Genomic DNA, 23,195 nt, shown 5'->3' on the forward strand with positions numbered 1-23,195 from the left:
GATGCGCAATTACGCCCCACACCTACAACTTATGGCGTCATCCGAACATGTGATAAAGTAGACCATAAGTCGAGCTTACGGCCGAAAACACGCAGATTCAGATCGCCGATCCGTATAGGCACGGAGGATCTATTGGCATTGCAGTGTGACACTGCTCACCGCTGCGGGTGCCGAATCCCGCATCAAAGAGCCGCTTAATAGGAACGCCTCCGTCCGGATAAATCCGTCGGAGGAGATATGAACGACGCCAGCCTAAGCGATTCTGCTTGGCCTAGGAAGAAACGCCGAGGAATGCAAGTTTAGTACGGCACTTCTGTCTAGGCGAGCCGAGATGAAAAAGCCGAGAGGAGGGAGATGTGCGCCGGACACGGCGGCAAACGCGTAGCTGTATAGAGCCAGGGCTCGGTTCTCGCAGGGAAATTCGTGCTTTTGATCGCGCTGATCCGACGTCGTGCGATCAGCGCGTGCGAATTTTTTCTGCCCGATGTGTCCACGCGAGCGCGCTCTCCAGACGGTCGTTCCCCCAAAAGACTTCGAAATCTTCTGTTACAAAACTCGGCGCTCCGAACAGTCCGAGCTTCGCCGCCATTTCGGTCTCGCTCCGCAGTTGTTCTTTGATTTCGGGGCTTTGCGCACGCTCGAGGATCCCGTCCGCATCGCTGGAGAAATGATCCAGAACAGAGCGGATCACGGCGGGATCGGCAATCTGGCGCCCGTGGGCGAACTCCTCGCGGAACACCTGCGCACAATAGTCGCCGGCCCAGCTTTCCTCTGAGACCGCAACCGCCACGCGCGCGGCGATGAGACTGTTTTGCGGAAAAGGATCCGGCCGCACCAGGGCGAGCCCGAGCTCGTCGCAAACACGCTGAAGGTCGCGCCACATATAGGCGCCCTTGGCCGGATAGAGATTGAAAGGCGACGTGTTCCAGCCCTGCGCTTTGAAGATCGCCCCAAGCATGAACGGGCGAAACCGCACGTAAACGTGCTGTTCCGCGGCGAGCGCCTGAATGCGTTGCGAGGCCGGATAGGAATACGTCGATCCGAAGTCGAACCAGAAATCGAGTTGGGGGAGGCTCATGGCGGAGGCTGCGTCCTGCGAACGTTCAAACGGCTTGGATCAGGTCATAGGCGACGGGCGCGGCGCTTGCGACCAGCAGCAACGCCATCGCCACGTTGAAAACACGTGTCTTTGACGGCGTGTCGACGAGGCGGCGCATGAACGTGCCGAACGCGGCCCACGCAGAGAGGCAGACGAACGCCACCGCGGTGAACACGAGCGAGATCAGCGCAAGGCTTCCCGTCGCCGTGTCCGGAACGGTGAAAACCGCCGTTGCGGAAAGCGCCACCGCCCAGGCTTTCGGGTTCACCCACTGGAAGGCTGCCCCGTCGAGCGCCGAAAGCGGGCGCCCGCACGCATCGTTATCGAGGGCGGCCGGTGTCGCATCGCTGACGGCTACTTTCCACGCGAGCCAGAGCATGTAGGCGAGCCCGAGGATTTTCACGCCGGTATGGACCCATGAGCTCGACTGGATCATGGGTCCAAGGCCGATCCCGATCGCAATCAGCATGACGACGAATCCCAGCGTGATGCCGGTAACCAGAGGCAGCGAGCGCGGCACGCCGTAGTTGAGCCCTGACGTCATCACGAGCAGATTGTTCGGACCGGGCGAAATGGACGATACGATCGCGAACCCGATGAGCGCGATCAGAAGATCGGACGACATGCAAACCCCGAGGTCGGTTATCTGCGCACTATAGCCTATGGCCCACATATGCGCCGCGTCCATCAAGGACCAGCGTTCCAGTTTTTCATGAGCACCATCATCTTTCGCGCGGAAGATCCCAGAACGAGCGGCTCCATTCGCCGTGCGCATCGGCCCTGCTGAGGCCGATGTCCTTGAGCGCGCGCTCGTCGAGCTGCATCAAGGCTCTCCGCTCTCGAAGCGTTCGGAATACGCGCTCGATGACGAGAAAGGCCAGCAGCGCACGCTGTTTGTAGCTCGCTCTCGGAGCAAGGGAGTGCAAGATGTGCGAGGATTGGGCCATGAGATCGCTCCCGGGCTTGAATGGGAGCGTTTTCTAGGGCAGGAGATGGCATTAGAGAAGAAAATGTATTTCATGAGAATTATAACGTATCGTTATGATGGGCGGGTGCTGTGGTTCGCAACATCGACACGGGGCTGCTGAGAGCCTTCACCACCGTTGTGGAAACCGGCTCCGTCACCAAGGCGGCCGCCGCGTTGAGTCTCACGCAAGCCGCCGTCAGCCAGCAGATCAAGCGTCTCGAGGACTTGTTCGATAAGCCTTTGTTTGCGCGCAAGCGGCGCAGGCTGGTGCTCACGCCCGAAGGCGATCAGCTTCTTCCCCTCGCCCAGAAGCTGATTGCTCTCAACGACGAGACGTGGCGGGCGATGGCGGCACCCGCGTTCGACGGAGAGGTGCGCCTTGGCGTGCCCTACGATCTGGTGGCGCGCTTCCTGCCGAAAGTGCTTCGCCGCTTCGATAAACGCTTTCCCAATGTCCGCGTGTCGCTGATAACCAGCACGTCGCGCCTGTTGCTGGATGCCTTGGGCCGGGGCGAGCTCGACCTCGCGCTCGCGACAGAAGCCTCGCGCCCGGCACGGGCGGAAAGCCTGCTCGTCGACCGGCTGGTCTGGGTCGGAGCGGCCGGAGGAGACGCCTGGCTCAGGGACCCGCTTCCGGTTTCGCTCGGCGCCGAGACGTGCGCCTTTCGCCCTTATGCGCTGGCGGCCTTGGCCAAGTGGCATCGCGGCTGGCGGCCTGTCAGCGAGTCGAACAGTCTCGAGCCCATGGTCGCCACCCTCGAAGCTGATCTTGCTGTGGCGCCGATGCTCACCTGCGCCGTGCCCAAGGGGCTCGTGATCTTGAGTGCAGCGGCCGGCCTCCCCAAATTGCCGCTGTGCCATGTCAATCTCTACCTGCCACGCAACACCCAGAACGACATGGCGACGGAGCTGGCGTCCGTCCTGCGCGAGGAGTTCGATCTGCGGGGCAGGGACACACCGCTCCGGGCCCGGCGCAAGGCACCTGCAAACACCTGACATGGCCTCGGATCGGGCTGAATTTAGGAGCGACACATGAACTTCGATCTCGCGAATAAGGTAGCCCTGGTCACCGCGTCGTCCGGCGGCATCGGGCTCGAGATTGCCCGCTCTCTCGCCGCTGAGGGCGCGCGCGTCGTGATCAACGGGCGCACCCAGGCGAGCGTCGACAAGGCGATAGCCGACATCCGTGCCGGGCTGCCCAAGGCCGACCTGGTGCCCCTTGCCACTGACAACGGCACTGCGGAAGGATGCACCGCGACCATCGCGGCAATTCCTTCCGTCGATATTCTGGTCAACAACCTCGGCATCTACGAAGCAGTCGGCTTCTTCGAAGAGACGGATGCGGACTGGCAGCGCTTGTTCGAGGTGAACGTGATGAGCGGCGTCCGCCTCACGCGGCATTACCTGCGCGGGATGCTCGATCGCGGCAAAGGCCGCGTCGTCTTTATCTCGAGCGAATCCGGCGTGAGCCCCGCGCCTGAGATGGCCCACTACAGCGCCACCAAGACCACGCAGCTCAGCATCTCGCGCTCGCTTGCGGAGCTGACGAAAAACACCAACGTCACCGTCAATTCCGTGCTGCCCGGCCCCACGCGCACCCCGGGCGTCGAGGAGTTCATCGGCGGCATCTATCCGGGATTGAGCCAAGCCGACGCGGAGCGCAAGTTCATCGCCGACAATCGTCCGACCTCGTTGATTGGACGCCTGATCGATCCGAAGGAGATTGGCGATACGGTTGCTTTTGTCTGCTCTGATCGCGCCTCCGCCATAAACGGCTCGTGCATCCGCGCCGAAGGCGGCCTCGTCCGCACCGTGTTCTGAAGCCCGGTTTTATTGGCTTAAACGATGCGAGCGTGCAGCGGCCAAAGCGCACTGGGCCGCCGCACGGCTTGCCATGTGCAGGGCGAGCTGTTATACGGCGCCTATGTTCAACTCAGCCGGGGAGGGCTGCATGACAACCACACGCTCGCTTCTTCGCCCGGTTTGGATCGTCCGGCACGTTTGAGTCGGCAATCCGCTGGCCGCATGTGCGGCTTCCTCGATCGTTCGAGGCAATTCCCAAAATCTGGTTCTGGCCACTGACGCCCGATCTGCGCGCGTTTTTCCTCGCGCAAAAAGGCAGTCGTCGCGGTCGATAATGCATGGAGACGGCGCGGTCCTGCGCCGGAATGGAAATGACAGCGCAGCACCGCAATAGCGGGCGAGCGGCCATGAAAGCCGTGTTCGCCTACACCGCGCGCCATTGGCGGCGACGCAGGCTCCTGTTGGCTCAGATCGCGGGCGCGATCCTGCTCGCAACGTTCGCCGACGTATTGATACCCTTGTTCTCGGGCCGGCTGGTCGATGCGCTTCTGCTGGCCGGCGAGACGCGCGACGTCGCGCTGTCTCGCGCCCTCGAAGCGTTCGCCGTCATGGTCGCGCTCGGCGCCGGAATGGTCGCCCTCCGTCACTTTGGATGGATGCGCGTCATCCCGCTGTCGCTCGGCATGATGTCGGACATTGCAGAGGAGACGTTCGCGCGCGTGCAGCGCTTCTCCACCGATTGGCACGCCAACAGCTTCTCGGGCTCGGTGATGCGCAAGGTCACGCGCGGCATGTGGGCCGTCGACCAGTTGAACGACACGCTGCTGCTGGCGTTGTTGCCGTCGGCATTCGTGCTCGCGAGCACCACGATCCTGCTCGCGGTGCAGTGGCCGCTGATGGGTCTCGTCGTGGCGCTGGGCGCAGTGGCCTACGTTGCGATGACGGTGTCGCTCGCGATGTACTACATCGCGCCCGCCGCCAAGCTCTCGAACGCGTGGGATACGCGCATCGGTGGCACGCTGGCCGATGCGCTCGGATGCAATGCCGTCGTGAAGGCCTATGGCGCTGAGCACCGCGAGGACGCGCGGCTGATCGACGTCGTCGGCAGATGGCGCAAGCGCAGCGCGCGCACCTGGTCGCGCCACACGCTGGCCGGCACGAGCCAGCACGTCGTACTCCTCACCATTCGCTCGACGCTGGCTGGCGTTGGTCTGTGGCTGTGGTGGAACGGCAAGGCGACGCCCGGCGACGTGACGTACATGCTCACGACGTACTTCGTCGTGCACGGCTATCTGCGCGACGTGGGCATGCACGTGCACAATCTCCAGCGCTCGGTGAACGAGATGGAGGAGCTGGTCGAGCTTCATGACGCGCCGATCGGAATCGAGGATCGGAAGGGTGCCGTTCCCATGCGGATCACGGCGGGCGAGGTGCGCTTCGACAACGTGGCGTTCCACTACGGCGCGCACGAGACGCCGCTCTATCGCGACCTCTCGGTCACGATCCGAGGCGGCCAGCGCGTTGGCCTCGTGGGGCACTCTGGTTCGGGCAAGACGACGTTCGTCAAGCTGATCCAGCGCCTTTACGACGTCACGGGCGGGCAGATCCTGATCGACGGCCAGGATGTGAAGCGCGTGACGCAGCAGTCGCTGCGCTCGCAGATCGCCATCGTTCCGCAGGAGCCGATCCTGTTCCACCGGACGCTCGCCGAGAACATCGGCTACGGCCGGCCGGGCGCCTCGCAGGCGGAGATCGAGCGTGCGGCACGCCTCGCCAATGCGCATGAGTTCATCGCCCGCCTGCCGAAGGGCTATCAGACGCTCGTGGGTGAGCGCGGCGTGAAGCTCTCGGGCGGCGAGCGCCAGCGCATCGCGCTTGCGCGCGCGTTCCTGGCGGATGCACCGATCCTGATCCTGGACGAGGCCACATCGAGCCTCGACTCGGAATCGGAGCAGCTCATCCAGGCGGCGGTCGAGCGCCTGCTGCGGGGACGAACGGCGATCGTGATCGCGCACCGCCTCTCGACGGTGAGAAGCCTCGATCGGATCCTCGTGTTCGATCGCGGCCGCATCGCCGAGGACGGCACACATGCCGAGCTGATGCGCCGCCCCGACGGACGCTATCGTCATCTGTTCGAGCGTCAGTTGGGAGACATCCGCGGCGCCGCGGAGTAGAGCGGGCTCCCCTCCCTGCAACGCAGGGAGGGGACGCGCTCAATGTTTGACGGCCGGCCTTGCCACCTCGGCGGCCGGTTTGTCCTCGCGCAGTCCTTTGAAGGACGCGTGACGCAGCAAGCCGTCGCGGGTCCAGGCGCGATAATCGATCTGCGCCACGAGCTTTGGCCCGGCCCAGACGACGCCGCGCCGTTGCGCCGCCGTAAGCGAGTCCCCGAACGCAGACGTCTTGCGCTTGAGTGGCTGCAGCTTTCTCCAGAGTGCGCGCGCGGTCTCGTGCGAGAAACCCGTGCCGACACGGCCCGCATAGACGAAGCGCCCGGCCTCGAACGTACCGAGCACGAGCGCGCCGATCGCCGTTGCATCGACGCTCGACACCACGTAGCCGCCGATCACGAACTCGTCCGTCTGGATGCACTTGGACTTGAGCCAGTCTCCAATCCGTCCCGAGCGGTACGGAAGATCCGCGCGCTTCGAGACGATACCTTCCAGCCCGAGCTTGCACGCGTTTTTGAGGACGGCCACCCCGCTGCCGGAAATATGGGCGCTGAAGCGCAGCCGTTCCGGATCGGCTGCCCGCTCGAGCACCGCCTTGAGGAGATCCTTCCGCTCGATGAGAGGCGCGCGGCGCATATCGACGCCGTCGAGATAGAGCAGGTCGAAAGCGACGAACGTCATATCGCCGGATCGGCCCTGCTCGAGCGCCTGAACCAGCGCGGAAAAGCTCGAGACGCCCTTCTCCGTCAGAACGACGGCTTCGCCCTCGACGAGAGCGGATTGGACAGGAAGCTCGGAAAGGGACTTTGCGAGGGAGGAGAAGCGCGCCGTCCAATCGAGGCCGCTGCGTGTGAGCAGTTGGGTTTTTCCGCCCGTGATGCGTGCCTGCAGGCGGTATCCGTCGAGCTTGATCTCGTGCAGCCACAACTCACCGGCGGGCGGTGCGTCCGTGAGGGTTGCGAGACACGGGGCGACGAAAGCGGGGAGGGCATCGCCGCCCCGGGTACGCGTCGTCTTTCCCCTGCGCGCGCCTTTCCTTTCCGGCGTTTGTACGGAACTCTTGCTCATCGCTCTGCATTCGCCCTGTACGAGCGGCCGGTCAGCGCCGCACGCACGGCGCGTTCTGCGCCAACGAGGAGAGCCCAATGCCGATCATCACCACCGCCATCATGACGTTCATACTGCTGATCCTCATCGGCATCGTCGTCGGACTGCTCTTCAATCGGCGTGGCCGGAGCTGGCTTGGCCGTCAGGTGGCGGACGCGACCGGCGCAGGCGACGTCACCTACAGTCTCGTCGGCATCGCCGGATCCTTCATGGGCTTTCATATCGGCGTGATCCTTGGTCTTCTTCCGTCGGTTCTTCTCTATGTGACCGCCATAATCGGAGCCGCGCTCACGATCTGGCTGTGGCGCGGCCGTTGATGCCTCTCAGCGCGCGGCCGCGACCAGCCGCCGGATCGCCTGCTTGAGCGGCTGGCCTGCGCTGTCGTAGTCAGCCCAGGCTTTCGTGGTCGCGAGCAGTGCCGGCACGGTGCGCATCGTGAAGCGCATGGGGTCGAGCCCCTTGCGCACCTGCGCCCAGGTGAGCGGCATGGAGACCGGAGCGCCCGGCCGTGCCCGCGGCGAGAGCGGTGCCACGGCGGTCGCCATCCGGTCGTTGCGGAGATAGTCGAGGAAGATGCGGCCCCGGCGAAGCTTCTTGGTCATGGTGGTCAGGTAGAGGCCTGGGCTGTCGTGAGCCATCTCCTGGCACACCGCCTCCGCGAACATCTTGGCTTCCTTCCAGCCGAGGTCGTTCCCGCGCCCGGCTTTGAGCGGCGTCACCACATGCAAACCCTTGCCTCCCGTCGTCTTGCAGAAGGGCACGAGGCCGAGCGCTTCGAGCCGCCTGCGCAACTCGTTGGCGGCGGCGACGACGTCGTCGAAGGCGAGATCCGGCGCCGGATCGAGATCGAACACCAGCCGTCCCGGAATCGCAGGCTCGTTCGGCATCGAGTTCCACGGATGGAATTCGAGCGCGGCGACCTGCGCCATCGCGATCAGTCCCTCCATGCTATCGATCTGAATGTAGGGCTGGCGGTCCCCGCTGACGCGCACCATCGTGACGAGATCGGAGGTGCCGCGCATGGCGTGGCGCTGGAAGAACGTCTCGCCCTCGATGCCGTCGGGCCCGCGCACGACGGAGCAGGGGCGTCCCGCGATATGGGCGAGCATCCGCTCCCCCACAGCCTCGAGATAGCGCGCGAGATCCATCTTCGTGAGAGCCGCTTCTCCGTCGTGCGCAGGCCACAGCGCTTTGTCAGGGCTCGAAATCGCGACGCCGAGCACGGTATTTCCGCCCGCTGCGGAGGAATGCCACACCGCGTCGGATCCGTGTGCGCTGGGCGTATCCAGCATGAACGTGCTCGGGTCGTTTCCGCGTCCCGAGGCGATCGCGCTCATGCTTCGCCCGGAAGCGACGGACCGGTCCTTCTTCAGCAGCGCGTCCTTGTCCCCGGGGCGGGCATAGGCATCACGATGCTTAATGAGAAGCCAGTTCGTCCGGCTCCGGCCAGACCTGTCCCGCTTCATGCGCACCAGCACCCAGCTTCCCTTGAGCTTCGTGCCGGCCAGCAGGAATTTGAGTTCCCCGTTCCGCAGGGCTTCTCTCGCGGGCTTGTCGCCCTCGGGCATCCAGAAGCCGCGGTCCCACACCATCACGGTGCCGCCCCCATATTCGCCTTCCGGAATTGTGCCTTCGAAATCGCCATAGTCGAGCGGATGGTCTTCCACCTCGACGGCGAGCCGCTTGTCCGCCGGGTCGAGCGAGGGACCGCGCGTGACGGCCCACGATTTGAAAACCCCGTCGACCTCGAGCCGCAGATCGTAGTGCAGCCGCGTCGCGTCGTGCTTCTGGATTACGAAGCGCGGGTAGTCTGCCGCGCGGATCGTCTGCTGACCCTGGGGTTCCTCGGTTTTCGTAAAGTCACGTTTCGCGCGATACTGTGAGAGTTGCTTCTTTCCCTTCGCCATCGAAGACCTCGCGCCCCGTCACATCTCAAGCGCGTTTTTTGGTTGCACGCGGCGTCTTGGGCTTGCCCCCGGAGGGTGAAGCAACGCTCTTCTTGAGTGCTTCCATGAGGTCGACGATGTTGCCGCCCTTGGGTCGGTCCTCCTCGTGCGCCACAATCTTGCGCCCTTTGAGCTTGTCCTGAATGAGGGCCTTGAGCGCCGTGGCGTAGTGGTCTTCGAACTTCTCGGGGCGGAAGGCGGCGGTCTTCTTTCCGATGAGCTGCACGGCGAGATCCACCATTTCCTTGTCCGGCTTCGCGGTCGGAACCTCGTCGAAGAAATCGACGGGCTTACGCAGCTCCTCCTCGTAGCGGAGCATTTCCATCACGAGCCCATCGTCCAAGGGAGCGATGGCGACAAGCCACTCGCGCCCCGAGATGGTGATCTGCGCGAGGCCTACCTTGCCAGTCTTCCGCAATGCGTCGCGGATCACGACGTACCCCTCGCCCGAAAGAGAATCCGTCGGCGTGATGAAATAGGGACGCTCGAAGTAGCGGTAGTCGATGTCCTTGGCGTCGACGAACTGAACGAGGTCGATCGTTTTCTTGCTCTCGAGCTTGACTGCGTCGATCTCCTCGGGATCGAGGGTGACGTAGGTGTCCTTGTCTACCTCGTAGCCCTTCACGATGTCGGAGCTTTGGATCTTGCCGACGCCGGCGACCGTCTTTTCATAGCTCACGCGCCTGCCGGAGGGCTTGTGGATCTGGCGGAACGTGATGTCGGCTTTCGATTCCACCGCGTTGTAGATTTCAACGCCAATGGTGACCAGGGAGAGCCTGAGGAATCCCTTCCAATAGGCACGTGCAGACTTGGGCATGACGCAACACTCTCACGCTCTATGCACAAACAATGCGCACGGAGAAGCTTCGTTCCACTTTGCGCCGAACGCAAGAGGCGGTGAAAGGTTTCTTACGCGCTGCTTCGGCTGTTGACCTCGATCCAGACCCTTGCGACGGTCTTCAGCAGGTGGGAAATGGTTAAGGGGGATCAGTATGACTGAGGCAGGCAAGCTGGCGGAGGCTGCATCCCCGTCCTCAGGCCCGCCCCCAGGTGAAACGAGCCTACACAGGGTGATGGGACCCTGGCTCCTGCTGCTCTTCATCGTCGGCGACATTCTGGGAACAGGCATCTACGCGCTGACGGGAAAGGTCGCGAACCTGGTCGGCGGCGCCGTCTGGCTCCCGTTCCTGCTCGCCTTCGTCGTCGCGCTTCTCACGGCGTTCAGCTATCTGGAACTCGTGACGAAATACCCGCGCGCCGCCGGAGCCGCCCTCTACACGCATAAAGCGTTTGGCATTCATTTCGTGACCTTCCTGGTCGCTTTCGCCGTGATGTCGTCCGGCATCACCTCGGCATCCACCGCATCGCGCGCCTTCGCCGCCAACTTCTCCGACGCATTCGGGCTGGGGCTTGCGGGCGGGATCGGCATCACCGTCGTGGCGCTTCTGTTCATGGCCGCCGTCGCTATCGTGAACCTGCGGGGCGTCGGCGAAAGCGTGAAGCTCAATGTGCTGCTGACCTGCGTCGAACTCAGTGGCCTCCTCATCGTCATCGTCATCGGGTTCTGGGCCATCGGTGCCGGACAAGGCGACGTCTCCCGCGTGCTGGAGTTCAAGACGGAGGACAGCGGAAGCATGCTGTGGTCTGCCGTGGCCGCGACCACGCTCGCTTTCTTCGCCATGGTGGGCTTCGAGGACAGCGTGAACATGGCGGAGGAGACCAAGGATCCTGTCCGCACCTTCCCCAAGGTGCTTCTGCTCGGCATCGCGATCACCGGCGTGATCTATCTGCTCGTGTCCATATCCGCCATCACGCTCGTGCCGCCTGCCGAGCTCGGCGAGGGGGAAACGCCGCTTCTCAAGGTGGTCGAGGCGGGTGCGCCGAATTTTCCAATCGAGCTGTTCGGCTTCATCACCATGTTCGCGGTCGCCAACAGCGCGCTGATCAATATGCTGATGGCTAGCCGTCTCGTCTACGGCATGAGCCGCGAGCATGTCCTGCCGCCGATCCTCGGGAAGGTTCATCCGAGGAGGCGCACGCCTTACGTCGCCATCGCGTTTACGACGGCGATCGCGATTGCACTGATCACGTTCGTGGGCGAGGTGCCGGCGCTTGGCGGCACGACAGCGCTTCTGCTCATCTGTGTCTTCGCCATCGTCAACGTCGCCGTGCTCGTTTTGCGAAAGGACGCCGTCGAGCACGATCACTTTCGAACACCGACGGTCATACCGATGGCTGGCGCGGTGAGCTGCATGTTCCTCGCCGGACCGTGGACGGGCCGCGATCCGGTTCAATATAAAATTGCGGGCGCTCTTCTGCTCATCGGCGTTGCGCTCTGGCTTGTCACGGTGTTCATCAACCGCGCGACGAGGCAGCATCCTGCGGATCCTCGTGGCGATGATGCAGGCACGAGCGCACCTCGCAATTGAACGCGAGAGCTGCTGAACGCCGGGCATGAGCATGGTCGCGCCGGAACCCTATGGCCGCCACGCGCGTTTCAAACGGACACCATCCCTGAAAAATCCATCTCCAGAGTGGAGGCGTCCCAATGTCTAACGAGAATCGGAATCCCGGCCAGCAGGGCGGGCAGTCTCAGCGCGATCAGCAGCAAGCACAGCAGGATCGCGACAAAGAGCGCCAGAACCAGCGCAACAATCCCGGCAACCCCGCGAAGCCCGGGCAGGATCAGCAGCGCAGCCGCGACCCGCAGCCGGGCGATCAGGATGACCGGAGCGGCGACCAGCGTCAGGCTCAGGATCAGCGCCGCGACCAGCAGCGTTGAGACTAAGAGAATAAGAAAACAAGAAGCGTTTTCGAACTCCTCAGGGCTGCGAACAGGCAGCCCTGATTTTTTGCCGGTTTGTGGGGATTTAGATTTGAGACGCCATGTCAAGCTCGGTTGGCTGCGTAGCCCGCCGAGGGTTGACCTCATGGGACACAGCGCGCAGCATGCGCGCGCGTTGAGGTGCGCGCTTTGATCGTAAATCCGGCCCTTTTGCTCTGGCCGGACGCAAGAGGAGGTTAGCGAGATATCGCTTCAAGCCAATTTTCTATCGCGCCCATGGCTACGCCGGCCGTTTCTGAAATCTGCTACGGGTCATTCCGCGAAGCTCGCGGCGCGCTACGGCATGATCGCGTGCGCCGTCGCGCTCTTCGCGCTGACGCTCCTGGGTCCGCTCGTCACCTCCCTCGTCGATGACTGGTCGCGCCGAGATGTCGAGTTGCGCGCAACTCTCGTATTTAATTCCGTGAGCGGCCCGCTGTCCGCAATGCTTGAGAACGGGCAGACCGATCATATCAACGAGCTGTTCGAGCGCGTCGCGACGGACTCCCGCATCGTTGCCGTCGCCGTCTGTAGAGACGGGAAGGAGCCCGCACACGCCACGAAACTGATGCCCTCATCCATTTCCTGCGAGAAGATCGCGCGATCGGATACCGAGAGCTTCTCCTCCGTCATCGTCAACGGGCGGCGTATGCTCATCGGCGCCTACCCCATCGTTTCGCGGACAGATCCCTCGCGCGAGATAGAGGGACACTTCATCATCGTGCACGACCTCAGCTTCGCGGAGCATCGCGGGCAGGAAGCGCGCAACTATCTCACGCTCATGCTGGGCGGCATCATCCTCGCAAGCGGGGCGTTGGCCATCGGCCTCGTGCTCTACCTGATCCGCAACTGGCTGCGCACGTTCAAGCAGGCGGTGACGAGCGCGACATCGCCAGGCGTGAGGAATGCAGCTGCCAGCTACGGCCCCTTGGATAAGGAGGTGCGCCAAGTCCTTCGCCAGCTCGAGATGAGCCAGTCCGCCATTGATCGCGACCAGGCGAACTGGAGCAAGGAAACCCTGCGCGACATCATGCTGGCCGAGCTACCGGGCGTGGAAGTTCTCGTCGTAGCCAATCGCGAGCCCTACATCCACAATCATGGCCCCGGTGGCATCGAGCTGCAGACCCCGGCGAGCGGACTCGTGTCGGCTGTCGAGCCGGTCATGCGCGCATGCGGCGGCACATGGATCGCCCACGGAAGCGGAACGGCCGACCGCGAGACGGTCGACGCCAACGACTGCATCGGCGTACCGCCGAGAAGCCCCGAGTACACGCTGCGCCGAATCTGGATTTCGGAGGAGGAGCAGGACGGCTACTACTACGGTCTCGCCAACGAGGGGCTTTGGCCCCTTTGCCACATCGCCTTCACGCGACCCGTCTTTCGCGAATCCGATTGGCGGACCTACCGCGCCGTGAACGAGCGCTTCGCCGATGCGGTTGCCGCCGAAGCCAAGACATCCTCGCCCATCGTTCTGATCCAGGACTATCACTTCGCCCTGTTGCCGCAGATGGTACGCGAGCGCATCCCCGACGCCACCATCATCACCTTCTGGCACATACCCTGGCCGAACGCGGAGACCTTCGGCATCTTCCCGTGGAAGGAGGAGATCATCCACGGCCTGCTGGGAAGCTCGATCATTGGCTTCCACACGCAATTCCACTGCAACAACTTCCTGGAGACGGTGGATCGCTTCGTCGAGAGCCGCATCGATCGCGAGCAGGAGTCGGTGACGCTCAAGGGGCACGAGACCTTCATACGTCCCTATCCCATCTCCATCGACTGGCCCCCGGCTGCGCTTGCGAACCAGAAGAGCATCCAGGACTGCCGGGACGCGGTGCGCAAGCGGCTCGATCTGCCGCCCGAGACGAAGATCGCGGTCGGCATCGAGCGTTTCGACTATACGAAGGGCGTGCTCGATCGCATTCGCGCCGTGGATACGCTTCTCGAAACGCACCCCGAATGGCGTGGGCGCTTCGTTCTGGTGCAGGCGGCCGCGCCCACCCGCAGCAAGCTGCAGACTTACAAGGGGCTGCAGGACGAGGCGATGGCGCTCGCCGAGGAGATCAATGCGAAGTATGCCGATGTGTCGCCGCAACCCATCAGGCTGATCATCCGCCATCATGAGCCGAGTGAGGTGTTCGAGCTGTTCCGCGCAGCCGACGTTTGCATCGTCTCGAGCCTGCACGACGGCATGAACCTCGTCGCCAAGGAGTTCATCGCAGCGCGCGACGACGAGCGTGGCGTTCTGATGCTATCGCACTTCGCGGGCGCCTCGCGCGAGTTGGCCGAAGCGCTCATCATCAATCCCTACGATGCCCACGCGACGGGAGAGGTGCTCCATAGCGCGCTCGTCATGCCGGAGACGGAGCAGCACGAGCGCATGAGGCTGATGAGGGCCTACGTCAGCACCCGCAACGTCTACCGCTGGGCCGGGCAGATGCTGCTCGATGCGAGCCGCCTCCGCAAGAAGCAGCGCATCCTGGAGATCGCCGCGCTCGATACGGACCGTGCCGGTTAGGGCGAGAGGGCGGTTACGCCTGGGACGGTGCCGTCGCGAGCAGGCTCTTGATCGCGGCTTCCGCGCGAGCCCGCTCCGCATCCGCCATGTGAAGCCCCGCCTTCGTGCGACGCCAGAGCACATCCTCGGCCGTTCGCGCCCATTCGTGATCGCGCAGGTAGATAACCTCCCGTTCGGTAAGGCCGCCGCCGAGGGCGGCGCCGAGATCGTTCTCATGCAACGCGCCGCCGAGCACGAGTTCGGCGCGTGTTCCGTAGAGCGAAGCGAGGCGCGAGAGCGTGGCCGGTGCAAGGCCGGGATGGCGGCGTTCGAGACTTTGGCGATAGGCTGAAAAGCCGTTCGAACTGAAATTCCCGCCGGGCAGGGGCTGCGTCGCGGTCCAGGGCGGCGGAAGGCCGGGAAAGAACGGCGCGAGGCGTTCCATCGCCGCTTCCGCGAGACAACGATAGGTCGTGATCTTGCCGCCGACGACATTGAGGAGCGGAGCTTCCCCGTCGCCGTGAATGAGATCGAAGCGATAATCCCGCGAAACAGCGGACGCGTTCGCGGCCCCATCCTCCACCAGAGGGCGCACGCCGGCGAAACGCCACGCGATGTCCTCGCGCGTGAGGGCGCGCGAGAAGAACCGTCCCGCGGCAGCGAGCAGGTACGCCTCCTCCTCTGCACTGGGTTTCGCGCCGTCCTCAGGCGAAGGGGCTGTCACCTCTGTCGTGCCGATGAGCGTAAAGCTCTGCTCGAACGGCAGCGCAAAGACGACGCGCCCATCCGTGTTCTGCAACAGGTAGGCGTCGTCCGCGCCGGAAAGACGCGGCACCACGATGTGCGAGCCGCGCACCAGCCGCAGAGCCGGTGCCTGTCCGGCAGGGCTCGCGAGCCGCGCGACCTCGCTGCACCAGGGCCCGGCCGCATTGACGAGCGCCCTCGCGGCGATGGTGCGCATCCCGGATGCCGTCTGGGCCGTCACCTCCCACAGGCCGCCGCGCCGCGCGAGGTGCGTGACGGGCGTGCGCGTCAGGATGGTGGCGCCGCGCTCGGCCGCATCGAGAGCCGCGAGTACGACGAGACGCGCATCGTCCACCCAGCAATCGTAGTAGGAAAAGCCCGCCCGGAACTCGGGCTTCAAGGGGCGCCCCATCGGATCGCGCGTGAGGTCGACCGAGCCGGAGCCCGGGATCCGGCGCCGTTTCGCGAGGTGGTCGTAGAGAAACAGCCCGAGGCGCATGAGGACGCGCGGGCGCATGCCAGGCGCATCCGGGATGACGAAACGCAACGGCCGTATCAGATGGGGCGCCCGTTCGAGCAGCACCTCCCGCTCCGCCAGCGCCTCCCGCACCAGGCGGAACTCCCAGTGCTCGAGATAGCGCAAGCCGCCATGGATGAGCTTCGAGCTGGCCGAGGAGGTCCCGCTCGCCAGATCCGCCTTTTCGAACAGAACGACCTTGAGGCCACGTCCCGACGCATCAGCCGCGACGCCTGCACCGTTGATGCCGCCTCCGACGATCGCTAGATCATAGACGCCGTCAAGCATCCGAAAGGTGCTCCCTGAATCCCGTATCTGCGCCGAACCCTACTACGAATGCGGACAAAAAAGGATCGGTTCGGCACAGGGCCCGGCCGCCTAATGGCTTGGTCCCAAAGGGCCGGACTCCATGGTATGAGTCGCCGCACCCAGAATAGCGCGAACGGCGGGATACGCGACGCACAAGAACCTCGCGCGAAGGGCCGCCAATCGGCGCAACTTGCCACGATGCCGCCGTCTTCCAGCACCAGATCTTCAGCCCATGATGAGACACATGATTGAAAAACTTGCGGCGCTCCTCGCCCTTGCCTTGCTCGCCGCGCCCGCGCACGCCTCCGATCTGCCGCCGCTCAAGACCGGCGACATCGTGTTCCAGAAGACGGAAACCAGCGCCAGCGACGCCATCATGCTCGCGTCCGGTACGCAATATACCCACGTCGGCATCGTCGAGCTCGACAAGGCGGGCAAGCCCCACGTGATCGAGGCGGTGGGGCCGGTGCGCGTCGTTCCCCTCGATCAGTGGATTGCGAACGGTAGGGACAAGCGCGTAACAGTGAAGCGCCTCAAGGGCTTGGATGAAAAGGCCGCCAAGCAGGCGACACAGCGCGCCCGCTACTATCTCGGCCGCCCCTACGATCATTTCTTCTACGAATCCCACGATCAGATTTATTGCAGCGAGCTCATTCACCTCGCCTTCAAGGAAGGGCCGAAGATCTCGGTCGGCGAGCAGCAAAAGGTCCGCGACCTCAAGATCGACACCGCCGCTGCACAAGGCCTCATCAAGCAGCGCTGGAAAGCCCACCCCCTCTGCAAGGCCAAATCCGCCGGAAGCTTCAAGGCGTGCTATGGCCTCATCATGGAGCAGACGCTGGTGACGCCGGCGAGCATCGCCCGCGATCCGCGCATGGAAATGATCTACACCAGCTTCGGGGCCAACGCCGAGTAAGCCCCAGCCCGCCCTTTCGAGATCCGAACGCTCAGCCTCGCGGGTTACCCGCTTTACCGAGCCGGCCGCGAAGCTCGCGCGCCGCGAACTCGACGAACTGGCGCACCTGCGGCTTGGGCATGCGCACGGGCCGGCGCACCAGATGCACCGGCACTTCCGTATCGTCGAAAGCCGCGAGCACGGTCTTGAGACGTTTGCGGGCAAGCGACGCCTCCGCCTGATAGGAGAGAATGCGCGTAAGGCCGAGCCCCGCGACGGCCGCGTCGACGGCCGCCTCCGCCGTATTCACCGCAAGCCGCGCCCGGATGCGGACGGCATACCGCCCATGGGCTGCGCTCCTGAAACTCCAGCGTCCCTCCCGAGGAAGGCCGGAGAACACGATGCAATCGTGATTGACGAGGCCGTCGGGCGTCTTCGGCTCGCCGTGCTTTCGGATATAGGCGGGCGACGCGCAGGTGAGGAGACGCAGCGCGCCGACTTTCGTGGCGATCAGCGATGAGGCCGGCAGCGCCCCGATCCTGAGCGCGACGTCGAGGCCTTCCTCTGTGAGATCGACAACCCGGTCTGCGAGGTGAAGCCGCGCATTGAGGCCCGGATGAAGCGCGAGGAAGCGCGTAATGAGCGGCAGCACGTAGAGGCGTCCGAACACCACCGGTGCCGTCACGACGATCTCGCCATCCAGCGTGTCGTCGCGCCGCGCGAGACGGCGTTCCGCTCCATCGAGCTCGTCGAGCACGCGGCGGCAGATTTCGAGGTACGTGCGGCCTTCCTCCGTCACGGAAAGGCGCCGCGTCGTCCGCGCGATCAGGTTTGCGCCCACATGCGCTTCGAGGCTCGCCAGTTGCCGGCTCACCGTCGTCAGCGGCAAGCCGAGGTGGCGCGCCGCCGCAGATAGGCTCCCGGTTTCGGCGACCGTTATGAAGACCCGCATGGCGTGAAGGCGGTCCAAATCATTATCCTGAAAAACGGTAGGATGATTTCCGATTTTACCGTCTGTCGCAGAGCTGTCCAGACATGCTTCCATAGAGCCAATGCAACGCGATCTGGAGAGGAGCCGCCCCCGTGCCGAAACTTTACGACCTCGAGCCTTCGGGCAATTGCTACAAGGTGCGTCTGATGTCTGCCGTTCTCGGCGTGCCGCTCGACATCGTGCCCGTGGATTTCATGGCGGGCGCGCACAAGAAAAGCCCCCTGATTGACATGAACCCCTTCGGCGAGATCCCGATTTTCGTCGATGGCGACGTGGTGCTGCGCGACAGCCAGGCGATCCTGGTCTACCTCGCGCGCAAGTGGGGCGGCGAAAGCTGGCTGCCGAGCGAGCCGGCCAAGATGGCCGAGGTCGTCGAATGGCTGATGGTGGCCGAGAACGAGATCGCGCGCGGCCCCAACGATGCACGCCTGCATGACAAGTTTGGCTACAAGCTCGACGTCGCGGCCGCGCGGGAGAAGGCGGCGCGTATCCTGGGCCTGATGAATACGCATCTCTCCAAGACGCAGTGGCTCGCGCTGGGGCGCCCCACCATCGCGGACATCGCCTGCGCGCCTTATGTGGCCATGAGCTACGAAGGCGGCATTTCGCTCGAGCCCTATCCGGCCGTTTCCGCCTGGCTCGATCGCATCAAATCCATCCCGGGTTTTGTTCCGTTTCCGGCGTGAACGCTGCGCCGGCTCGAAGCGCCGCGAGGTTTCTCCATGACCCGTCTTCCGTCAGACTTTGCGTTCAGCCCGGCCGTCAAGGCCGAGCAGGAGCGGCTCGGCTCGCGCGAGCAGTATCGCCGCGTCGAGGAGGGGCATGGCTGGCCGGACCGGATCACACCCGATCTCGCGGCCTTCATCGGAACGGTACGCTCGTTCTACCTCGGAACGGCGAGCGCTTCCGGCCAGCCCTACATCCAGCATCGCGGAGGGCTGCCCGGCTTTCTCTGCGTGCTGGATGAGAAGACGCTTGGCTTTGCCGACTATCGCGGCAACCGGCAGTACATCACCATCGGCAACCTTGCCGAGAACCCGCAGGCGTTCATCTTCCTGATGGACTATGCAAGCCGCCTCCGCATCAAGTTGTGGGGTACGGCACGCGTCGTCGAGAATGACGATGCGCTGCTGCGGCAGGTGAGCCGTATCACCAGCGCGCCGCCCGAGCGGTGCATTCTGTTTCGGGTCGAGGCCTGGGATCGCAATTGCAAGCAGCACATCCCCCGCCTGTTGGCGGCCGAGGATGTCGAGGAGCACGTGAGCGCTCTCGAAGCGCGCATTGCGGAATTAGAGGCGGAGAACGAGCGCCTCAGCGCGGCTGCGTCCTGACGGCGCTTCAGCTCTCGGCACCTGCAGTCTGCGTCAGAAGGTGCTCGGCGCAGAAGGTGGACACCGCGCGGCGGGCCGGCTCGTGATCCGCATCGAGGCACAGGTGCCCTTTGCCCGGGATGATGTCCATCGACACATGGGGGTTCTTGAGCGAGCGGATGAGGAAGCGGTCGACCTCGTCCATCAGGCAGGGAATGACGGGCTGCGAGCGCACCGGAAACAGAGGGCTGTCGCCGGTCAGGATGCGGGCCGGGATTTTGACGGCCGAAACCATCGAGTAGTAGACGCGGTCTCCGTCGATGCCCTGGGGCGTATAGCCGAAGGTGTTGAACATGAAGGTCATGAGATAGTCGCCGATCGGGTTCTCCCGCGCGCGGCGCGTGAAGTTGCCGTAGATGGGCCACTGCTTCGCGGTCGAGAGCGGCGGATCGGCGGCGATCACGGCCTTGAGGCCCGGCGTGCGCCCGTTCGCAAGGCCGAGCGCGACGAGCCCGCCCACGGATTCCCCCACGGCGACGATCTCGCGATCCGAGAAATGCCGCAGGATCATCTCACGCACACGGTCCGTGAAGGCGCGGATCGTCGGTTCGCCGTCCGCCGGTGTTCGTCCGTGACCCGGAAGATCGACGAACAGCAGGTCGAAGTGCTTCGACAGCACCGGATACCAGCCGCGCAGGTTGTCGGAGTTGCGCAAGGCGCCGTGCAGGATGATCACAATCGGCCGCGTGAACGTCCTAGGATCGCGATCCATGAGGAAATACAGCGCGCCGTGTGACGTCGTGGCCGTGCCGATCTTCAGATCCGAATCATCCATCGCCAAAGGCTAGAGCGGGATCGGCGGAGATGCGAGAGCGCTCTCCAAACGCCGCGCGTGAGGCCGAGGGAAGGGACTGCCGCGGCAGGCAGACGCCGATCCATCATGGCTGCCTTGCAGCACACGCCGGTGTCGCGCTTACGGTTTTGTCATGAGAGGAACCGCGCCGCCGAGCGGCTGTTCTCTTTACATCGGTAGAGGGTGGCGGAGCGACAGAGGAGAATGCTCATGAAGACCGTGATGATGGGCATTGCGCTCGCAGCTCTGCTTGGTGCTGCACCCGTCGCAATGGCCAAGGACACATCAAAGCCGATGAAGAGCCAGAGCCAATCAAGCCTGGAGAACGCGAACAGGATGCAGAACCCTGACGGCACCTTCCAAGGCAAGCCTGTGGTTCAGGGTCCCGCACATTGGCAGGATGCCGACCGCTCGGCCAGCTCCGGCACATCGAGCGGCGAATCCGGCTCGCGCTCGGTGAGCGGATCACGCTCGAAATAGCCCTCAGCAAGCCCTTGGCCCAACTGGATCCGGGGCTTGCCTCATCGTCGCACGTTCAACTGAGTATGCGTTTAATCCCCTTCGGGTTCGTGAGGATCGGGGAGTGGCTTCTTGGGCCGCTTTCCTCCGGCAAAGCCGCCCAAGTCGTTCACGATATCCGCTCCTTTCGAGCGGTCTTCCTTGCGGTACCCGTAACCTTCTCCGTAATCCGCGCGCGGCCCTTCCCCATAACCCACGTGCTTTTTGGATTTCCTGTCGGCCATAGCGCGATCTCCGGTGCTGTGCGGCTGGCCCCGAATGCAGTGGGCACGAGCCGATGTCCGAGAAAGCCAACGCACAAGCCAACCGCGCGTTCCGCAGCAGATTGCGCAGCGCAGAGATGAGGGAAGGGCTTTAAGGAGAAGAATGGTGGGTGATCACAGGCTCGAACTGTGGACCCGCTGATTAAGAGTCAGCTGCTCTACCAACTGAGCTAATCACCCATCTTCTTGAGACCGAACGTCGTTTGGTGTCGACGCGGCGCCGTCTTGGAGCCCGAAGGCCTCATATAGGACGGCAAAGGGACCCTGAACGATTGTGCCGGGCCATGATCGTGTCAGATCCTGTCGGTCTGACGCGTAAATCATTGGCCTACACAGAGGAAGGGCCCCAATGCCGGTTCATCTATCACCAGCCGCACCCCCTGTCCAGAGCATTTTCGGACTAAGTGGATGCCGGGTTCGTCGTTAGAAAATGCGCCAAAACAAAAGGCTAGAGCTTCTGGTCCGATTGGACCGGATCGGAAGCTCTGGCCTGATGTCCGGGCAGAGACAGCTTTTCTTGCCGCAAACACGGCAGGGCCGCGTCTGATCAGCCAACCTGCTCGGCTTTGGCGGTTTTCTGCCGCTTGAGCATGAGCTTGTTGAGGGCCGCCACATAGGCACGCGCCGATGCAACCATGGTGTCGGTATCGGCTCCGCGGCCGGTCACCACGCGCCCATCCTCGGCGAGGCGCACCGAAACCTCAGCCTGGGCGTCGGTGCCCTCGGTCACGGCGTGCACCTGGTAGAGTTCGAGCTTGGCGGTATGCGGCACCAGCATGTGGATGGCGGCGAAGATCGCGTCCACCGGGCCGTTGCCGTTCGCGTGTACCGTCTGCTGGTTGCCGTCGACGTCGAGCGTCAGCGTCGCGGACTGCGGGCCGCTCGTGCCGGCGATCACCTGCAGCGCCACGACCCGCATCCGGTCGTGCGCGTGCGCGATCTCCTCGTCCACCAGCGCCTCAATGTCCTCGTCGTAGACGTGCTTCTTGCGGTCGGCGAGCGCCTTGAAGCGGTTGAACGCATCCTCGAACGCATTCTCGCCGAGCTCGTAGCCGAGCTCTTTCAGCTTGGTGCGGAACGCGTTGCGACCCGAATGCTTGCCCATCACCAGCGACGTCTTGCCGACGCCCACCGATTCCGGCGTCATGATCTCGTAGGTCTGCTGGTGCTTGAGGATGCCGTCCTGATGGATGCCGCTCTCGTGCGCGAACGCGTTCCGGCCGACGATGGCCTTGTTGTACTGCACCGGGAAGTTGGTGACCGCAGAGACGAGCTTGGAAGCGCGTGCCAGCATCGTGCTTTCGATGCCGGAGCGATAAGGCAGTGCGTCGCCGCGCGTCTTGATGGCCATCACGATCTCTTCGAGCGCCGCATTGCCCGCGCGCTCGCCGATGCCGTTGATGGTGCACTCGATCTGCCGCGCACCCGCCTTCAGCGCCGCGAGCGAGTTCGCGACCGCGAGGCCGAGATCGTTGTGACAGTGGGTCGAGAACACCGCCTTGTCGGCGTTCGCCACGCGCTCGCGCACCGCCCGGAACATCTCGTAGTATTCCTCGGGCGTGGCGTAGCCGACGGTGTCGGGCAGGTTGATGGTGGTGGCGCCTGCCTTGATTGCCGCGTCCACGCACTGGCAGAGATAGTCGATGCCGGTGCGCGTCGCGTCCATCGCGCTCCACTCCACGTCCTCGACGAGGTTGCGGGCGCGCGACACCGTAGCCGTGATGATCTCCAGCACCTCCGCTTCCGACTTCCGCATCTGATGCGCGAGGTGGATGGGGGAGGTCGAAACGAAGGTGTGGATGCGCCCGCGCTTGGCGTGGCGCACGGCTTCGCCCGCGCGGTCGATATCGGCGTTGATGGCGCGCGCGAGCCCGGCGACCGTCGCCCGCTTTACCCGCTTTGCGATTGCGGTCACGGCCTCGAAGTCGCCTTCGGAGGCGATGGGGAAGCCGGCCTCGATGATGTCGACGCCCATGGTGTCGAGGCAGTCCGCGACCTCGAGCTTCTCCTCGAAGGTCATGGTGGCGCCGGGGCACTGCTCGCCGTCGCGCAAGGTGGTGTCGAAGATGACGACGCGGTCGCCGGATGCGTCTTGCGGTGTGGTGGTCATGAGAAAATCGGTCCTTCCTCGGGGCCAGGCCGGTGGTCCGGTCGCTGGCGGAATCCTATCAGCGTGCGGTCGGCGATCCCCTGAGCACCTGCCCGGCAGCGCGCCAGGCCCCCGGTTCTCAGGGGCTGATAAGGGGGAGGGTCAGGAGAGAGGACGCGCGCATCACGATGCGCCCGCACCCGTTTCCGGTGCCGGCAGCCATCAGATCAATGCTCGCAGCGAATGGGCGCATGAGCCTTCGCAACATCCACAAAATTTGTCCGATCTCAC

Annotated in this window: 22 protein-coding genes and 1 tRNA gene; 10 read left to right on the top strand and 13 right to left on the bottom strand. The window is 64.0% G+C overall.

Translation table 11 applies throughout. The features are described from left to right. Nucleotides 1-457 precede the first annotated feature (457 nt). From F812_RS0111865 to F812_RS0111875, 3 genes are all read right to left on the bottom strand, one after another. Entirely contained in the window at nucleotides 458-1,078 is a 621-nt protein-coding gene (locus tag F812_RS0111865; protein ID WP_020086198.1) for a 2-hydroxychromene-2-carboxylate isomerase, read from the bottom strand. A 25-nt stretch (nucleotides 1,079-1,103) separates the two neighbouring features. Continuing rightward, complete coding sequence (locus tag F812_RS0111870) at nucleotides 1,104-1,724, bottom strand: LysE family translocator (RefSeq protein WP_026868072.1); 621 nt, start codon at nucleotides 1,722-1,724, stop codon at nucleotides 1,104-1,106. Nucleotides 1,725-1,821: 97 nt separating this feature from the next. After that, nucleotides 1,822-2,046, bottom strand: a complete 225-nt coding sequence (locus F812_RS0111875; protein WP_020086200.1) for a DUF1127 domain-containing protein — start codon at nucleotides 2,044-2,046, stop codon at nucleotides 1,822-1,824. A gap of 110 nt (nucleotides 2,047-2,156) precedes the next feature. Between F812_RS0111875 and F812_RS23675 the strand changes: the two genes are divergently transcribed. From F812_RS23675 to F812_RS0111890, 3 genes are all read left to right on the top strand, one after another. Beyond that, on the top strand, nucleotides 2,157-3,062 hold the full coding sequence (locus F812_RS23675) for a LysR family transcriptional regulator (protein WP_020086201.1): 906 nt from the start codon (nucleotides 2,157-2,159) through the stop codon (nucleotides 3,060-3,062). A 36-nt stretch (nucleotides 3,063-3,098) separates the two neighbouring features. Further along, entirely contained in the window at nucleotides 3,099-3,887 is a 789-nt protein-coding gene (locus F812_RS0111885) for an SDR family NAD(P)-dependent oxidoreductase (RefSeq protein WP_020086202.1), read from the top strand. Nucleotides 3,888-4,276: 389 nt separating this feature from the next. Next, nucleotides 4,277-6,043, top strand: a complete 1,767-nt coding sequence (locus F812_RS0111890) for an ABC transporter ATP-binding protein (protein ID WP_020086203.1) — start codon at nucleotides 4,277-4,279, stop codon at nucleotides 6,041-6,043. A gap of 39 nt (nucleotides 6,044-6,082) precedes the next feature. On the opposite strand, the gene ligD (F812_RS0111895) is transcribed toward F812_RS0111890, so the two are convergent. Then, the gene (gene ligD, locus F812_RS0111895) at nucleotides 6,083-7,108 is read right to left on the bottom strand and encodes a non-homologous end-joining DNA ligase (RefSeq protein ID WP_020086204.1); all 1,026 of its coding nucleotides are present in this window, start codon (nucleotides 7,106-7,108) and stop codon (nucleotides 6,083-6,085) included. A 77-nt stretch (nucleotides 7,109-7,185) separates the two neighbouring features. On the opposite strand from ligD (F812_RS0111895), the gene F812_RS0111900 reads away from it, so the two are divergent. Continuing rightward, nucleotides 7,186-7,464, top strand: coding sequence for a hypothetical protein (locus F812_RS0111900; protein WP_020086205.1), 279 nt, complete (start codon nucleotides 7,186-7,188; stop codon nucleotides 7,462-7,464). Between the two features lie 6 nt (nucleotides 7,465-7,470). On the opposite strand, the gene ligD (F812_RS0111905) is transcribed toward F812_RS0111900, so the two are convergent. Both ligD (F812_RS0111905) and ku read right to left on the bottom strand, forming a co-directional pair. Continuing rightward, nucleotides 7,471-9,054: a non-homologous end-joining DNA ligase gene (gene ligD, locus F812_RS0111905; protein ID WP_020086206.1), complete on the bottom strand. Its 1,584-nt coding sequence runs from the start codon at nucleotides 9,052-9,054 to the stop codon at nucleotides 7,471-7,473. 25 nt (nucleotides 9,055-9,079) lie between these two features. Continuing rightward, nucleotides 9,080-9,910 (bottom strand): non-homologous end joining protein Ku, encoded by an 831-nt coding sequence (gene ku / locus F812_RS0111910; protein ID WP_020086207.1) that lies wholly within the window; start codon nucleotides 9,908-9,910, stop codon nucleotides 9,080-9,082. Between the two features lie 256 nt (nucleotides 9,911-10,166). On the opposite strand from ku, the gene F812_RS23680 reads away from it, so the two are divergent. Further along, nucleotides 10,167-11,522, top strand: coding sequence for an APC family permease (locus tag F812_RS23680; RefSeq protein WP_020086208.1), 1,356 nt, complete (start codon nucleotides 10,167-10,169; stop codon nucleotides 11,520-11,522). A 68-nt stretch (nucleotides 11,523-11,590) separates the two neighbouring features. Here the strand turns inward: F812_RS23680 and F812_RS26535 are convergent, their stop codons facing one another. Further along, a complete protein-coding gene (locus tag F812_RS26535) occupies nucleotides 11,591-12,025 on the bottom strand; it encodes a hypothetical protein (protein WP_156827394.1) in 435 nt (144 codons plus the stop codon). A gap of 196 nt (nucleotides 12,026-12,221) precedes the next feature. Between F812_RS26535 and F812_RS0111925 the strand changes: the two genes are divergently transcribed. Beyond that, entirely contained in the window at nucleotides 12,222-14,435 is a 2,214-nt protein-coding gene (locus F812_RS0111925) for an alpha,alpha-trehalose-phosphate synthase (UDP-forming) (protein WP_020086210.1), read from the top strand. Between the two features lie 13 nt (nucleotides 14,436-14,448). On the opposite strand, the gene F812_RS0111930 is transcribed toward F812_RS0111925, so the two are convergent. Beyond that, on the bottom strand, nucleotides 14,449-15,963 hold the full coding sequence (locus F812_RS0111930) for a glycerol-3-phosphate dehydrogenase (protein ID WP_020086211.1): 1,515 nt from the start codon (nucleotides 15,961-15,963) through the stop codon (nucleotides 14,449-14,451). A 265-nt stretch (nucleotides 15,964-16,228) separates the two neighbouring features. On the opposite strand from F812_RS0111930, the gene F812_RS23685 reads away from it, so the two are divergent. Continuing rightward, entirely contained in the window at nucleotides 16,229-16,900 is a 672-nt protein-coding gene (locus F812_RS23685; RefSeq protein ID WP_020086212.1) for a YiiX/YebB-like N1pC/P60 family cysteine hydrolase, read from the top strand. Nucleotides 16,901-16,931: 31 nt separating this feature from the next. Here the strand turns inward: F812_RS23685 and F812_RS0111940 are convergent, their stop codons facing one another. Then, nucleotides 16,932-17,849, bottom strand: a complete 918-nt coding sequence (locus F812_RS0111940; protein ID WP_020086213.1) for a LysR family transcriptional regulator — start codon at nucleotides 17,847-17,849, stop codon at nucleotides 16,932-16,934. Between the two features lie 113 nt (nucleotides 17,850-17,962). Here F812_RS0111940 and F812_RS0111945 point away from each other — a divergent pair, with 113 nt between their 5' ends. Further along, on the top strand, nucleotides 17,963-18,556 hold the full coding sequence (locus F812_RS0111945; RefSeq protein WP_020086214.1) for a glutathione S-transferase family protein: 594 nt from the start codon (nucleotides 17,963-17,965) through the stop codon (nucleotides 18,554-18,556). Between the two features lie 36 nt (nucleotides 18,557-18,592). After that, nucleotides 18,593-19,201, top strand: a complete 609-nt coding sequence (locus tag F812_RS0111950; RefSeq protein WP_020086215.1) for a pyridoxamine 5'-phosphate oxidase family protein — start codon at nucleotides 18,593-18,595, stop codon at nucleotides 19,199-19,201. 7 nt (nucleotides 19,202-19,208) lie between these two features. On the opposite strand, the gene F812_RS25495 is transcribed toward F812_RS0111950, so the two are convergent. Further along, on the bottom strand, nucleotides 19,209-20,015 hold the full coding sequence (locus F812_RS25495) for an alpha/beta fold hydrolase (protein ID WP_156827396.1): 807 nt from the start codon (nucleotides 20,013-20,015) through the stop codon (nucleotides 19,209-19,211). 228 nt (nucleotides 20,016-20,243) lie between these two features. On the opposite strand from F812_RS25495, the gene F812_RS0111960 reads away from it, so the two are divergent. Further along, complete coding sequence (locus F812_RS0111960; RefSeq protein ID WP_020086217.1) at nucleotides 20,244-20,513, top strand: hypothetical protein; 270 nt, start codon at nucleotides 20,244-20,246, stop codon at nucleotides 20,511-20,513. A 71-nt stretch (nucleotides 20,514-20,584) separates the two neighbouring features. Here the strand turns inward: F812_RS0111960 and F812_RS0111965 are convergent, their stop codons facing one another. The 3 genes from F812_RS0111965 to F812_RS0111975 form a co-directional block, all read right to left on the bottom strand. Further along, on the bottom strand, nucleotides 20,585-20,776 hold the full coding sequence (locus F812_RS0111965; RefSeq protein ID WP_020086218.1) for a hypothetical protein: 192 nt from the start codon (nucleotides 20,774-20,776) through the stop codon (nucleotides 20,585-20,587). A gap of 143 nt (nucleotides 20,777-20,919) precedes the next feature. Then, nucleotides 20,920-20,995 (bottom strand) — tRNA-Lys (locus F812_RS0111970). A 367-nt stretch (nucleotides 20,996-21,362) separates the two neighbouring features. Further along, nucleotides 21,363-22,925 carry a 2-isopropylmalate synthase gene (locus F812_RS0111975; RefSeq protein ID WP_020086219.1) on the bottom strand — a complete coding sequence of 521 codons (1,563 nt, stop codon included), beginning with the start codon at nucleotides 22,923-22,925 and terminating at the stop codon, nucleotides 21,363-21,365. Nucleotides 22,926-23,195 lie beyond the last annotated feature (270 nt).

The sequence above is a fragment of the Hyphomicrobium zavarzinii ATCC 27496 genome (assembly GCF_000383415.1).
In the GTDB taxonomy this organism is placed as follows: domain Bacteria; phylum Pseudomonadota; class Alphaproteobacteria; order Rhizobiales; family Hyphomicrobiaceae; genus Hyphomicrobium_C; species Hyphomicrobium_C zavarzinii.